10 protein-coding genes are annotated in these 14,124 nt (G+C 45.9%); 8 read left to right on the forward strand and 2 right to left on the reverse strand.

Going from position 1 to position 14,124, the window contains the following annotated elements:
* Positions 1 to 241: 241 nt before the first annotated feature.
* The 5 genes from ahpC to BZA03_RS03920 all read left to right on the forward strand — a co-directional run bounded on the left by ahpC (position 242) and on the right by BZA03_RS03920 (position 7,047).
* Entirely contained in the window at positions 242 to 805 is a 564-nt protein-coding gene (ahpC, locus tag BZA03_RS03900) for an alkyl hydroperoxide reductase subunit C (RefSeq protein WP_014949268.1), read from the forward strand.
* A gap of 181 nt (positions 806 to 986) precedes the next feature.
* Positions 987 to 2,576, forward strand: coding sequence for an alkyl hydroperoxide reductase subunit F (ahpF, locus tag BZA03_RS03905; protein WP_014976359.1), 1,590 nt, complete (start codon positions 987 to 989; stop codon positions 2,574 to 2,576).
* 267 nt (positions 2,577 to 2,843) lie between these two features.
* Positions 2,844 to 5,006: a TonB-dependent siderophore receptor gene (locus BZA03_RS03910; RefSeq protein WP_110288019.1), complete on the forward strand. Its 2,163-nt coding sequence runs from the start codon at positions 2,844 to 2,846 to the stop codon at positions 5,004 to 5,006.
* Between the two features lie 9 nt (positions 5,007 to 5,015).
* Positions 5,016 to 5,552 (forward strand): hypothetical protein, encoded by a 537-nt coding sequence (locus BZA03_RS03915; RefSeq protein WP_075176461.1) that lies wholly within the window; start codon positions 5,016 to 5,018, stop codon positions 5,550 to 5,552.
* A 10-nt stretch (positions 5,553 to 5,562) separates the two neighbouring features.
* Positions 5,563 to 7,047, forward strand: a complete 1,485-nt coding sequence (locus BZA03_RS03920) for a PepSY domain-containing protein (protein ID WP_110288020.1) — start codon at positions 5,563 to 5,565, stop codon at positions 7,045 to 7,047.
* Positions 7,048 to 7,360: 313 nt separating this feature from the next.
* On the opposite strand, the gene BZA03_RS03930 is transcribed toward BZA03_RS03920, so the two are convergent.
* Positions 7,361 to 7,939, reverse strand: a complete 579-nt coding sequence (locus BZA03_RS03930; RefSeq protein ID WP_110288021.1) for a demethoxyubiquinone hydroxylase family protein — start codon at positions 7,937 to 7,939, stop codon at positions 7,361 to 7,363.
* A gap of 205 nt (positions 7,940 to 8,144) precedes the next feature.
* On the opposite strand from BZA03_RS03930, the gene BZA03_RS03935 reads away from it, so the two are divergent.
* From BZA03_RS03935 to BZA03_RS03945, 3 genes are all read left to right on the forward strand, one after another.
* Positions 8,145 to 9,215, forward strand: a complete 1,071-nt coding sequence (locus BZA03_RS03935) for a strictosidine synthase family protein (RefSeq protein ID WP_110288022.1) — start codon at positions 8,145 to 8,147, stop codon at positions 9,213 to 9,215.
* Positions 9,216 to 9,468: 253 nt separating this feature from the next.
* Complete coding sequence (locus BZA03_RS03940; protein WP_110288023.1) at positions 9,469 to 11,133, forward strand: S41 family peptidase; 1,665 nt, start codon at positions 9,469 to 9,471, stop codon at positions 11,131 to 11,133.
* Positions 11,133 to 11,552 (forward strand): hypothetical protein, encoded by a 420-nt coding sequence (locus tag BZA03_RS03945; protein ID WP_075176466.1) that lies wholly within the window; start codon positions 11,133 to 11,135, stop codon positions 11,550 to 11,552. The genes BZA03_RS03940 and BZA03_RS03945 overlap by 1 nt, the downstream gene beginning before the upstream one ends.
* Positions 11,553 to 11,643: 91 nt before the next feature.
* Here BZA03_RS03945 and BZA03_RS03950 read toward each other — a convergent pair whose 3' ends face one another.
* A complete protein-coding gene (locus BZA03_RS03950) occupies positions 11,644 to 13,986 on the reverse strand; it encodes a YgiQ family radical SAM protein (RefSeq protein WP_110288024.1) in 2,343 nt (780 codons plus the stop codon).
* Between the last annotated feature and the right edge of the window lie 138 nt (positions 13,987 to 14,124).

Raw genomic sequence — 14,124 nt, forward strand, 5'->3', positions numbered from 1 at the left:
AATCTATTTTGGCTCAATTTTCATCGTTCAATTCAATAACCTGATTAAGCGATTCATTTTTACCAATTAGTTTTTTGTGATTGTGCGCGCTATTCTTATCACCAGTTTCGAGAGACATGAATTTCGCGTTAAGTGAATATCTTCACAAAACTGCAAAACCATGTCGACACAATAAACGTAAAGTTTGTATTCGTATGTGTTTAACGTGCGAAAATAATTTAAACCAAATGGAGAATTAAACATGGCATTGATTAATACTGCTATCAAACCTTTTAAAGCAACTGCATTTAAAGACGGCGAATTCGTAGACGTAAGCAGCGAAGACATCAAAGGTAAATGGGCAGTTTTCGTATTTTACCCAGCTGACTTCACATTTGTTTGTCCAACTGAGCTTGGCGACATCGCTGACAAGTACGAAGAACTTCAGTCACGTGGCGTAGAAGTATTTTCAGTATCTACTGACACTCACTTCACTCACAAAGCATGGCACGATTCTTCTGACACGATCAACAAGATCAAATTTGCAATGATTGGCGACCCAACAGGCGAAATCACTCGTAACTTCGATTGTATGCGTGAAACTATGGGTCTTGCTGACCGCGCTACATTTGTTGTTGACCCAGAAGGCATCATCCAAGCGATGGAAATCACTTCTGAAGGTATCGGCCGTGACGCAGATGACCTAGTACGTAAAGTTAAAGCCGCTCAGTACGTTGCAAACAACCCAGGTGAAGTTTGCCCAGCTAAGTGGAAAGAAGGCGAAGCAACACTAGCACCTTCACTTGACCTAGTAGGCAAAATCTAAGCAGCACGCTTAGCGCTTAATATTTGAAAGCTCAGCGCTTTGTGCACTGCACAGTATTAAGCAAATAATTTGTAGGGGGTGGGTCTCCACTCCCTGATATTAATTTCCAATTTCCGCTTATGTTGTTGACCCTTCAAAAGGTTGGCGGGGATCGGCGTGTCGAAAATAAGGCAGAATAACCGTGTTAACTAAAGAAATTTTACAAGCATTGAAATCATATGCAGAGTCAATGCAAAAAAACGTAACCTTTGTCGTACAGACCGGTGAACATAGCAAGCGTGAAGAGCTTGTGACGTTTCTGTCCGACATTGCTTCAGTAAGCGAAAAATTAAACGTAGAAGAGCGTGACACAAATGGTGAGTTGCGCAGTGCAATCAGCTTTTTATTGGAAGCTGACGGCGAAGATACGGGAATTCGTTTTTCTGGTATCCCTGGCGGTCACGAGTTTAACTCGCTTGTACTTGCCATGCTGCATGCAGCGGGTACTGAACTTAAGCTAGACGATAGCGTTAAGTCGATGGTGAAAGCGGTGAATGAACCACTTAATTTTGAAGTGTTCATTAGCTTAAGCTGTCACAACTGCCCTGAAGTCGTACAGGCACTTAATCAATTTGCTTTGATTAATCCTAACATCAAGACCGAAATGATCGACGGCGGGTTATATCAAAATCTAATTCAAGAGCGCGACATCCAAGGTGTTCCTAGCGTATACCTTAATGGCGAGCTATTCGCGAATGGTAAAGTTGATGCCTCTGTGCTTATCAACAAGTTAATTGAACGCGACCCTAGCCTTAAAGAAGCAAACAAAGGCGATGCGTTACCACTTCAAGACGTAACGGTTATCGGTGGTGGTCCAGCAGGCGTTGCTTCGGCGATTTACAGTGCCCGTAAAGGCCTTAAAGTTGCCATTGTTGCTGAAACTTTTGGCGGCCAAGTTAAAGATACCATGGGTATCGAGAACCTTATCTCAGTACCTAAAACAACGGGCCCTGAGCTTGTTGGTAACTTGATGGAGCACGTACGCGATTACGACATTACGCTCAAAGAGCACGTACGCGTTGATAGCATTGAGAAAGGCAATATTAAAACCATTACGCTTTCTTCTGGCGAACAGATCCGCACTCGTACGGTCATTGTTGCGACAGGCGCCCGCTGGAGAGAACTTGGTGTTCCGGGCGAAAAAGAGAACATCGGTAATGGTGTTGCGTACTGCCCACACTGCGACGGCCCTTTCTTCAAAGGTAAAGACGTAGCGGTCATTGGCGGTGGTAACTCAGGTATTGAAGCGGCACTTGATCTTGCAGGCATTGTAAAATCGGTGACGGTATTTGAATTTATGCCAGAACTAAAAGCGGATAAGGTACTTATCGATCAAGCTCAAAAGCGCGATAATATTACCATTATCAAGAACGCGGCAACGCGCCAAATTACTGCTGAAAATGGCAAAGTGAACGCAATTGAATACCAAGATCGCTCAACTAACGAAGTGCACACCCGTGAACTTGCAGGTGTATTTGTTCAAATTGGACTTGTGCCTAACAGTCAGTTTATGAAGGGCACGGTAGACATGACACAGTATGGCGAAATTATCGTTGATACTAAGTGTCATACATCTGAGCCGGGTATATTTGCAGCCGGTGACGTAACAACAGTACCGTATAAGCAAATTGTTATTTCGATGGGCGAGGGCGCGAAAGCATCGCTTGCTGCATTTGAATACTTGTTAAGCCATGAAGTGGTTGAGTCTGAACAGGAAAGTGAAGCGGCATAGTCATTAGCCTTTCACTTCTCATGAGAGTTAAAGCCGAGCTAACGCTGTTAGTTCGGCTTTTTTGTATGCGCGTATCTTTATGTTACTTAACAACCTCGGTTAACGCGTTTTCTGTTACTTATTGATGTTAATGTGAATGATACTGGTTATCATTTGTGTAAATTTTTGCTAAATTAGACGAAAGTACTAATGCAGCCTTCAGTTCACTTCATTCTTGTAATAGGCGAATTGATGGGTCTTAAAAATTAATAACAGAAAACACACAACATGAATAAGAAATTACTCAGCTTGTCGGTAGCGGCTATCTTAGTGTCTCACGCACATGCTCAGGAAGATGAAAGTGGCACTGGCTTAGCTATAGATAAGCGAGAAGCAACAGCGGAAAAAGCAGAAGCGAATGCAGTAGAAAAGATTGAAGTAGTGGGCATGCGTTCTCCGTTTGGCGCAACAAAAACAAATACACCGATTGTTGAGCTCGCCCGTACAATTTCCATTGAAACCGCATTAGATTTAAAGCAAAAAGGTGTGTTAAATCTTTCTCAGTCTGCCACTTATATGGCGGGTGTGACGGGGGAGTCATACGGATACGCCACCCGAGTCGATTCAATCTCTTCCAGAGGATTAAGTATTCCGCGCTATCGCGACTCAATTCAAGAGTTGTTTGGCAGCTATAATTCTACGCGAGCTGAAATTTACACAATGGAACAGGTTGAGCTGCTCAAGGGGCCTGCCTCTGTACTTTACGGTCAGGGCTCTCCCGGTGGCATAATGAACTATGTGTCAAAAACGCCGACGTTAGGCAAAGGAAGCGAAGTGGTGTTGTCCTACGGAAGCTTCGACCGCGCGCAAGTTGGGGTGGATGTAAACGGCAGCCTGTCTGAAGATGATAAGTGGATGGGGCGTTTTGTTGGTATATATCGTAATGCTGACTCTCAGGTTGATTACGTTAGCGATGACACCCAAGTATTCATGCCGTCACTTTCCTTCATGCCTTCTGACGATACAACGCTAACGCTAATCGGGTTATTCCAAGATACTGATAGTGATACAGCAGCGCAGTTTATTCCTGTGGAAGGCACATTATTGCCTTTGGCTGACGGCACTTATTTACCCGACCAAGATGTTTACGCAGGTGAACCAGGGTTTAATAAATTTGATACTAAGTCGAACCAAGTTACTTTGCTTGGCGAGCACTTGATTAACGATACAACGTCACTTTCATTTACTGCCTTATGGCGAGATGGTGAGGCAGACTACCACCAAGCGTGGCCCACTTTTACGGGCGGTACTCGCTATCTAAACGCTTTTGTAGGGGCACCGGTCGCGCCTACCGATACCTTTGTGCCGAGAACGTTTTATCAAGCAGACAATACGTTTAATCAACACGCTTTTGATATTCGTGTAAACAAGGGCTTTGTAACAGGCGCTTTCGAACACGAGTTATTAGCGGGTGTACAATATCAACATGTTAAGACTGACGCCAACTCTGCTTACTATGCTGGTGGTGGGGTATTACAAGGTGATTTTAGGTACATTCTGGACTTGGCTGACCCTGAGTACACAGGCGCACCAGAGCAAGCCATTTTCGACGCAATCTACAACGATGCACCTGAACAGACAGTCACGGACACGGGGTTATACCTGTCTGATCAAATTTCCTATGAAAACTGGCGGGTAACGCTAGGCCTACGTCACGACCGCGTTGATAATGATACAGGCGTAACTGAGCAGAATGACAGGCAAACATCATACTCAGCTGGAATTTTGTATCGCTTTGACAACGGCATTTCTCCCTACCTTAGTTACGCTGAGTCGTTCGAGACGGTAGTGGGACTAGATAATAATAACAACCAGCTTAAGCCAGAAGAAGGCCGTCAATACGAGGCAGGGATTAAGTATGAACTCTCGTCAGTTCCTGGTTTTATCACGCTGGCGTATTACGATATTGAAGTTTCAAACCTTCCTAATCCTAACGGATTACCAGACGAAGCGGCGCAACAGCAAGGCGTAACGACCATTGAAGGGATTGAGCTAGAAGGGCGCGTAGACTTTGGCCAGATAACAGCGCAGTTCGCTGCATCGGTCATGGACGCTGAAGATCCTAACGGTTTCTCGTTGTCAGCACAGCCAGATAGCAATGCATCCCTATGGATAAATTATTCTCCACTTGAGCTTGAAGCGCTGACGGTAGGAGCTGGTATTCGCTACGTAGGAGAATCAGTTTCTGAGAATGGTGTCATCAGATACGACACACCTAGCTACACCCTTGGTGACCTGATGGTGTCGTACGAGCTAGCAGATAATTTGAATTTGCAGCTGAATGTAAGAAATGTGACCGATAAAAAATATCTCACGTCTTGCTTATTCAGAGGTGACTGTTTCCCAGGTGTACGCAGAACAGTGAACGCGTCGCTAACCTATTCGTTTTAAGGATTTATCATGCTTTCAGTTGCAGCGGGTGGTTTAACACTTGCAGCCTTAGGTGTTATTTATAAAAGTTGGCGCGCTCAAGCGTCAACGTATCTTTATTTGGGTCTTGTCGTATGGCTGGTTGCAGCAGTGTGCTGGTCTTATGCTCAGGGGTGGGAGTTTGGCGTGCTATATGCGCTGTGTATTCCTTCCATTTTAGTGTGGCCTTTTATTGCGTTTAACCAAACGCATTTACCTCAGCCAAAAAATGTACCTCAGCCGAGGAGCTTTGATTTCTCGCGACGTACAGTTCTAGGGAACATCGCAAACTACATCGTGGTGCTGGTTGTTTTATTGGTTGTGAGCGTGTTATTGACGCTAGGACTATGTGCGCTACTACCATTCTCAATAGCAGGGAAGTTGGCTGCAGGTATCGTGCTGTTGCCAATTTTGTGGGGTCTTATTGTTTATCACTACCTTGCTACCGCCCACAAAATTAAAGTTGTTGTTGCTTACGCAGTTTTGGCTGCGCTTTGCCTACCAATACTTATTTTCCTCCCCATGTAGGTGAATATCGATGGATAAAATAACAAAACAAAATGCATTAAATGCACATACTTGGGTAGGCGTTTTTCTAAGTGTACTTCTCTTTTTGGTGTGCTTATCTGGGACCGTTGCGGTTTTTCACTTAGAGTTTGAAAGGTGGGAACAGCCGCATATTGAAGAAATGGAGAATGTTTCTCCTGATGTTGTTGAAAAGGCGATGGACACCTTTTTGGCTCAGAATACGCAAGAGTCTCACCATCTTTATGTGGTTTTCCCTACATCAGATATCCCTCGGTTGGTGGTAGAAAACGATCATGCTGCTTACTTTGCCGACAGTGAAGGTAACTTATTAGAGCAAGAAAGCGTGTCTTTTACCGAAATGCTTGTGAACTTGCACTTGTATCTCAATTTGCCACAAAGTTGGGGAATGATTTTGGTCAGCGCTTTGGGCGCTATCATCTGTACCCTTGTCGTCACTGGAATTATTGCTCACAAACGAATAGCAAAAGATGCTTTTAAACTTCGACGGGGTGGCAACGGTCAGCAAGCACAAATTGATTTGCACAACCGTTTTGGACTATGGGCAGCGCCTTTTCATTTAGTTATAGGTATAACAGGCGCATATTTTGGTATGGCAGGGATCATTTTGGTGGTTGTAGCCTCACTAAATTACGAAGGCGATCGCGACGCGGTTATCCAGAAAATTTTTACGCCAGACCCTGTATTAGCGCCACAGGAAGGTAAACCGGCTATTGGTAGGGCGTTTGCACAAATGGAAACGCTAGCGCCAGAAAAGTCGCCAATATTTTTAACGGTACACGAAGTCGGTGAACCAGAGCAGTTCATCGAAATATATGCCAAGGCACCCAATAGAATGATCTACGCAGAAGGCTATCGATTCGATACGGCGGGTAACTTTATCGGTGTGGCCGGCTATGAATTCGGTGAATGGGGTAAGCAGTTGGTATGGGCGATGTACCGTTTGCACTTCGGTGACTTCGCCGGCCTTACCAGCAAATGGCTGTACTTTGTTCTTGGTGTGATGCTGACCATGCTTTGCGTGTCGGGTATGGAGATTTGGCTGTCTAAGAAGGCGCATCCGCCGTTAGCAAGCAGGCTTTGGTACAGCACGGTGTGGGGTAGTGTGAGTGCACTCGCATTAACTGCTGTAGCAGATATGTTTTTTACAGGCTCGCTCATCGCCGTTTTTTGGTGCCTTATGCTATTTAATACCGGCATTACAGTGGGAGTTAAATCACTCACAAAGCCGATATGGTTGCTTATATCAGGCCTAAGCGTAATGGTGTTACTCATAGCCTATGCGGCTGTGCACCAAAGCGCGACGCTATCGGTTGCGTCACTTCAGCTTAATATACCTATGGCGGTGTACGTGGTGTGGAGTGTTTATCGTGCTAATACGCTGATTAAGCGAGCTAAAAATGCAGAAACTCAGATTGAAGCCGACGCGAGTAACAACGCGCCTCAATCAGCGCAAGAAAAAAGAGTGAATGCGTAAATCTTATCGTAACTATTAGGGGCTCACAGGAAGCCCCTTAGTTACGCTTCTTTCTTTTCCACGTACCGCCATACATATAGCCATTGCTGGCCTTTGCTCGTTCTTGACAAGCTTTGCATACTATACGCCACGTGTCTTCATCACCACATCGAATACGAAACTGTGTGTCGGCATTGATACCGCAGTTGTCACAGGGTTTTGGTAGCCGAACTCTGTCCTTTTTTCCCACTCTAAAAGCGTCTCTTTTTTTTCAATTAATAAATTCTCTGATGCCTATTTTTTATCACAGGTCACTGCGCATAAGCTCGAAAACTTAAATCACTTTTGCGATTGCAACGGCAATAGAAGAGCCTTTTTCAACGGCTGCGCCCCATAATTTCATTAATAACGACGGCCTTTTCGTCATTAGGAGCAGCGCTTCATCTCTGTGATGTTGTTCATCTGATTGGCATTGTCTAAACCGATTTATCACGTTTGAAGGGGGGATGGCTAACGCAGAAATGCGCTTACATTGTTCTTCGTAATGCGAATCTACGAACTGCTCTACTCGATAAATGGTGTAGTAAAAGCAATTTATACCGCAAAGTCTTGGAATAAAGCCGGTGATAAACCCAGAAGCTATCCATAAAGGTAAAATAAAACTTCCCCTGAAAAGCGGCATTTCGTTTTCAAAGACGGCGAGGTGTCGTCTTTCCGTTTTAAGGTGCTCATGTATGAAGGGGTGTGCCTCGCTTTTTGTGCCAGAAAGATTAACCAGTTTTAAAACACATTCGGCGAATAGAGCACCACGGTATATCCAAACGGCTCCCGTCTCTCCCGCGTGGCTCGCACGTAGTTCTTTGTCTACTTGCTTAGCGTGATTATCTCCGAGTGTTTTTGCATAAAATGGCATGACGTACCTCTGTAGCATTTTATAAACAAACGATCTGAAGGGGGGAATGGATGCTACCTAACGAATTTGTAATGCATATTCAAATATGCGCTATTTAGAAAGCTCTGGATGATAGTGTTCTATTTATAAACGAAAGCAGAGTATCGGAGGGTTGCTTGCTATGGTTGATAGATACACAACATGCGTTGCTTGTAGGAGAGCATAAATGAAGGTATTCGGTGGCGTTGTCATTCTGGTTTTAGGGTATTTACTATTGTGGCCAGTTCCCATTGCGCCAATAGGCTGGCAAGCACCGAGCAGTAGCGGATTTTCGGGGGAGTTTATTGAAAACAACCGTTTGGCGGGCCTCTCGTTTATTGAATTAGGCGAAGATAAAGGGCCGGAGGATTTTGCGATAAACGCTGCGGGAACTATTGCAACCGCTACTCATTCTGGTGCGGTATTACTCAAGAAAAAAGGTGAGGCAGCATTTACTCCATGGATTAACACTGGTGGACGCCCGCTCGGTATCGAGTTCGATACCAACGGCAACTTATTAATCGCCGATGCACATCGCGGATTGCTAATTGCAGACCCTGAAGGTGAGCTAACGGTATTGGTTAACCAAGTAGAAAACACTAACGTTGTATATGCGGACGATGTGGATGTTGCCGACAACGGCAATATTTACTTCACTGACGCAACCACCAAGTTCTCCGCCAAAGAGTATGGGGGAACGCTGCAAGCGAGCCTGCTAGAAATTTTGGAACATAGAGGCAATGGCAGGCTTATAGAGTACGACCCAGTACGTAGAACGAGTAATGTACTGATGGATGGTTTGGTTTTTGCGAATGGTGTCGCAATAAGCCATGATCAAAATTCAGTGTTGGTCAACGAAACCGGTAAATATCGCGTGTTGCGCTATTGGCTAGTTGGGCCCAAACAGGGTCAAGTGGAGGTCGTGATTGATAATTTGCCGGGATTCCCAGACAACATCAGCCAGGCAACTAGCGGCGCGTACTTTCTGGGTCTTGCTTCGCCTCGCTCCGCTCCCGTTGACGCTCTATCTGACAAGCCTTTCATTCGCAAAATTGTACAGCGTCTGCCACAGTTCATGCGCCCGCAAGGTCAAGCATACGGGCATCTTGTTAAAATAAGTGAAAGCGGAGAGGTTTTACAAAGTTACCAAGACCCTAGTGGTGGCTTTCCATTTGTTACAGGCGCAATACAGACAGATGAAGGTGTATATGTGAGTAGCTTAACTGCACGAGCAGTAGGTGTGTTGCAGTTAAACTAGAGACGATATTAAGCATATTGTTACGGCAGAATAAGTAGTCTTCTTTTCTACCGCGATGGAGCGATACGCGTCACGAATGAAACTTACTCATCAACTCTGCAACACGTTTTCTTACATTTCGAAACATTTTAAACTTTTGCTATGTAGTTACGCTCAGAAGGATATGTCACTATCGGCTATGCTAATAAAAGTTGTTTTTAGCACAAGTTTAATAGTTTTGGGCTAGCCGTTTTAAAAGGATATTTTCTAAATCATGAAAGCGTATACGTATTCTTCTGTTGCACTTGCAGTCACGATTTCTCTTCTAGCTGGATGTGGAGGCGGCTCAGGCTCGTCTAATCCCCCTCCCGTGGTGACAACGCCTACCACGCCAACGACACCTGTAACAACAGAGCCAGAGTGGGAAGCGGGAGTGTATGAACCGCAATCTCAATATCTAGCGAAATGTGAGACTCCTAGAAGTGGTATTGACCCTTTTACTAATAGGGCATACCCAGATACACAAGGTACCGCCATGGATGAAAAGCTGTGGCTACGTACTTGGACTAATGACACTTACTTGTGGTACGACGAAGTAGATGACAATGACCCTGCAAATTTCTCAGTGTTGGGATATTTTGATCAGCTTAAAACCAATGAGCTAACGCCAAGCGGTACGCCAAAAGATAACTTCCACTTTTCACAAGACACTGCCGAATATAACGAACTGTCTCAATCGGGGATTTCATCGGGCTATGGGTTTGATTGGGAATTTGGTTCGACAACCGTGCCGAGAGTACTAACAGTGCGATTCACTGAGCCGGGTTCACCTGCAGCTACTGCTGGCGTGCCTCGCGGTGCAACCCTTTCGCGTATAAACGGCGTCGACTTTGTCAATGACAACACGCAGCAGGGCGTCAACGCGATTAATGCTGCTCTGTTTCCGGAAGACGCAGGTACGGTTACAAGCTTTGAGTTTGAGCAGGTTGATGGTTCAACTCTCTCAGTAGACATCACCTCCGGCGATATCAGCGTAACGCCGGTTCAAAACGCAAAGGTACTCGATACCGAAAACGGCAAAACGGGCTACTTCCAATTCAATACCTTTATCGTTACCGCGCAAGAAGGATTAATTGATGCGTTCGATATGTTTGTTGAAGAAAATGTGACCGAGCTCGTTATTGACCTTCGCTACAACGGCGGAGGACGTTTGGCGCTAGCTTCACAGCTTTCCTATATGATAGCGGGTCCGAACCAAACCAATAACGCAACCTTTGAAACATTGCGTTTTAACGATAAAAACCCAAACACCAACCCTGTCACCGGAGAGACTATTCGTCCAACACCGTTTTACCGCAATGTTATTGACTATAACGCAGGGCAACTTACCGACACGCTTCTGCCTAGCCTTTCGCTGACGAAGGTTTACGTTTTAGCCACGGGTGCAACATGTTCAGCAAGTGAAGCGGTAATGAATGCACTTCGTGGTATTGATGTAGAAGTAGTGCAAATTGGCTCTACTACTTGTGGTAAGCCGTATGGGTTCTACCCAACAGACAATTGTGGTGAGACTTACTTTACTATCCAGTTCCAAGGGGTGAATAACAAAGGGTTTGGTGATTATGCTGATGGTTTCATGCCTACCACCACGCCTAATTTCGATTTTGAGTTGCCGGGGTGTGAAGTTGAAGATGACTTTACCGCAAGCTTGGGTGATCCAAATGAAGGGATGCTGTCAGCTGCATTGGAATATGCTGCTACAGGCTCATGTCCCGAAGTTGTCACGTCAAACGGCGTGGCGGATGTCAAAGCACTGCGCAGTAACCAAAGTGCGTTAGGGGGCGAAAAGCTCATTCCTATCGACAAGCCTGAACAACGCAAAGAGAACTTTATTTTACACAACAAAATAAATCAGCCTGTTATTCAGGAGCGCAAGTAATGTCGCTTCCTAATAAAAAAGGAAAACTGCTAAAAGGAAGACTGCTAGCTGCACCTCTCGCGATACTTTTGCTCTCGGCGAGCGGATGCGCGACAACGCAGGAGGCTGAGTTACACGAGGCAGTAACCAAATCCATCAGTGTGAGTCAAAAGCAAGCTATTGAAAGTAAGATCAGCAACTGGTTTGGTGGTCTAAACATAACGATAGCCGAGGATGCATTCAGTCAAACCGCGAGCATTACGATTGAGCGTAAAGCAAAGGTTGATAGTAGGGGATTACCTATTGACGGAAGGCACGACAACCCTGTTTATAGTTTTACGTTGCTAAGTGATGGTGAACAGTGCGTGTTGCGTAACGACCAAAGTGGGGAACTTACCAAGCTTGAAAATGTGACCTGTTATATAGTGGACGAGGCATAAGTCGGGATAAATCGACGAAAGCGCAATGTCATCGTTGACAATAGGCCTTAAAAAAACGCCCAGAGTCTACAAGCTCTGGGCGTTTTTGCTGCTATCGTTTGTGCATGCTTGGCTGCTTTTGCGTGCGGCCGCGACTGTTGCCGCCGCTATTATTTCCTTTCGATGCGTTGCCTCTATTCTTATTCCCGCCGGTTTCGTTACGCTGCTGTGCTGTGTTTCCATGACCTTGCTTGTTAGCGTTGGAATTACGTCGGCTCTTATTTACGCCGTTACCGCCTTTGCTGCTCTTGCCCTGAAAGGTAGGAGGAAGCCCAGTATGTTTAGTCAGTGCGCGTTCACCACGACGGCCTTTTTGCGCTTTTTGGCGTTTTTCATCTGCCGTTTCTGGCGGAACAAGGTGTTGAGGACCACGGCCTATTAAGTCTTCACGCCCCATACGCGTAAGGGCTTCGCGAATTTGCGCAAAGTTTTTCGGGTCGTGATAACGCAACATCGCCTTGTGTAATCGACGGTGAATTTCACCTTTTGCAGAAGGCACCTCTTCACTGTCTTTAGTGACTTTGCGAAGGGAATTTACCTCGGTATGGTACATGGTGGTAGCTGTTGCCATTGGCGACGGATAGAAGTTCTGTACCTGATCGAGCTTAAATTTGTTTTCTTTAAGCCAAATCGCAAGGCTTAGCATGTCTTCGTCGGTGGTACCCGGATGCGATGCAATAAAGTAAGGAATAAGGTACTGCTTTTTACCTGCTTCTTGTGAGTACTTATCAAATAGCTCTTTGAAGCGGTAGTAGCTGCCCATGCCCGGTTTCATCATTTTTGAAAGAGGACCATCTTCGGTGTGTTCTGGAGCGATCTTTAAGTAGCCGCCTACGTGGTGAAGGGCCAGCTCTTTCACGTATTCCGGGTCTTCTACTGCTAGGTCGTAACGTACGCCTGAAGCAATCAATATCTTTTTAATTCCAGGCAACTCACGAGCACGGCGGTATAAGTCGATAGTTGGCTTATGGTCCGTATCCATGTGCGCACAAATGCTAGGGTACACACAAGACGGGCGACGACATGTAGCTTCTGCTTTCGGGCTCTTACAGCGCAGGCGATACATGTTCGCCGTCGGGCCGCCTAAGTCTGAAATAACACCAGTGAAGCCCGGTACCGTATCGCGTATTTGCTCAATTTCTCGAATAATAGAGTCTTCAGAACGGCTTTGAATAATACGCCCTTCGTGTTCAGTAATAGAGCAGAAGGTACAGCCGCCGTAGCATCCGCGCATAATATTAATACTGAAGCGGATCATATCGTATGCGGGGATTTTAGCATCGCCATAGACAGGGTGAGGCACACGCTGATAGGGTAAATCAAATACCGCGTCCATCTCTTCGGTTTCAAGCGGCATGGCCGGTGGGTTAATCCAAATGTGTCTGTCGCCGTGGCGCTGCATTAGCGCACGCGCACAACCAGGATTGGTTTCTTGGTGCAAAATACGCGACGTATGTGCGTATAACACCTTGTTGTCTTTCACCGTCTCGTACGCAGGTAGCTTAACGTACACGTTTTCCCAAGGCTTACGCTTTTCTTTCTCTTTTTGCGCAGGCTGAATCACAATGGGGGCGGCTTCTGGCGCTTCACTGCTTTTGGCGTCTTTATCCTGCGAATCGCACTCGGGCTCCATCTGGTAGGGGCTTGGAATGGCGTCTATCTTGCCCGGCCTGTCTAGAGAGGTCGAGTCAACACCTTGCCACTCTGGTAAGGCTTCTTTAACGATAATCGCAGTACCGCGAATGTCTCGCAAATCGGCAATATCTTCACCTGCCGCTAAGCGATGAGTGACTTCAACAAGAGGACGTTCGGCGTTACCGAAAAAGAGCATGTCCGCTTTGGAATCGAACAGTACAGAGCGGCGTACTTTTTCACTCCAATAGTCGTAGTGCGCAATGCGACGTAAGCTGGCTTCTATGCCACCAACAATAACAGGCACACCTTTAAACGCTTCACGGCAGCGCTGTGAATACACGGTAACCGCACGATCAGGGCGCTTGCCACCTACATTGCCTGGCGTGTAAGCGTCATCGTGACGAAGCTTTTTGTCAGACGTGTAACGGTTGATCATAGAGTCCATATTGCCGGCTGTTACGCCGAAATACAGGTTGGGTTTACCCAACATCATGAAATCGTCTTTGCTGGTCCAGTCTGGCTGAGAAATAATACCCACGCGAAAACCATGCGCTTCAAGTACTCGGCCAATCACCGCCATACCAAAACTAGGGTGATCTACATACGCATCGCCCGTTACCAAAATAACGTCACAGCTGTCCCAGCCAAGGGCATCCATTTCTTCCTTCGACATGGGGAGAAACGGCGCAGTACCCAGGCAGTGTGGCCAATATTTAGGGTAAGAAAACAGACCGCGATCGGCCTTAATGGTGGCTTGCATAGTAATCACATCTAGATAAATCAGAGAGTTGCTGAGCTTAAATTAGGCTGTAGCTCAGAATAAGTGCGTAATTATAGCAGTGTTGGCCAAGCTAAGGTATAGCACTGTCATTAAATTAAAGAGCTTTGTATACTCACT

This window comes from Alteromonas sp. I10 (assembly GCF_003201515.1).
Taxonomy (GTDB): Bacteria; Pseudomonadota; Gammaproteobacteria; order Enterobacterales; family Alteromonadaceae; genus Alteromonas; species Alteromonas macleodii.

Excerpts from the sequence above, each read along its gene's own strand:
- ahpC (WP_014949268.1), top strand. The coding sequence starts at position 242 with ATGGCATTGATTAATACTGCTATCAAACCTTTTAAAGCAACTGCATTT.
- BZA03_RS03910 (WP_110288019.1), top strand. The coding sequence starts at position 2,844 with ATGAATAAGAAATTACTCAGCTTGTCGGTAGCGGCTATCTTAGTGTCT.
- BZA03_RS03915 (WP_075176461.1), top strand. The coding sequence starts at position 5,016 with ATGCTTTCAGTTGCAGCGGGTGGTTTAACACTTGCAGCCTTAGGTGTT.
- BZA03_RS03920 (WP_110288020.1), top strand. The coding sequence starts at position 5,563 with ATGGATAAAATAACAAAACAAAATGCATTAAATGCACATACTTGGGTA.
- BZA03_RS03930 (WP_110288021.1), bottom strand. The coding sequence starts at position 7,939 with ATGCCATTTTATGCAAAAACACTCGGAGATAATCACGCTAAGCAAGTA.
- BZA03_RS03935 (WP_110288022.1), top strand. The coding sequence starts at position 8,145 with ATGAAGGTATTCGGTGGCGTTGTCATTCTGGTTTTAGGGTATTTACTA.
- BZA03_RS03940 (WP_110288023.1), top strand. The coding sequence starts at position 9,469 with ATGAAAGCGTATACGTATTCTTCTGTTGCACTTGCAGTCACGATTTCT.
- BZA03_RS03945 (WP_075176466.1), top strand. The coding sequence starts at position 11,133 with ATGTCGCTTCCTAATAAAAAAGGAAAACTGCTAAAAGGAAGACTGCTA.
- BZA03_RS03950 (WP_110288024.1), bottom strand. The coding sequence starts at position 13,986 with ATGCAAGCCACCATTAAGGCCGATCGCGGTCTGTTTTCTTACCCTAAA.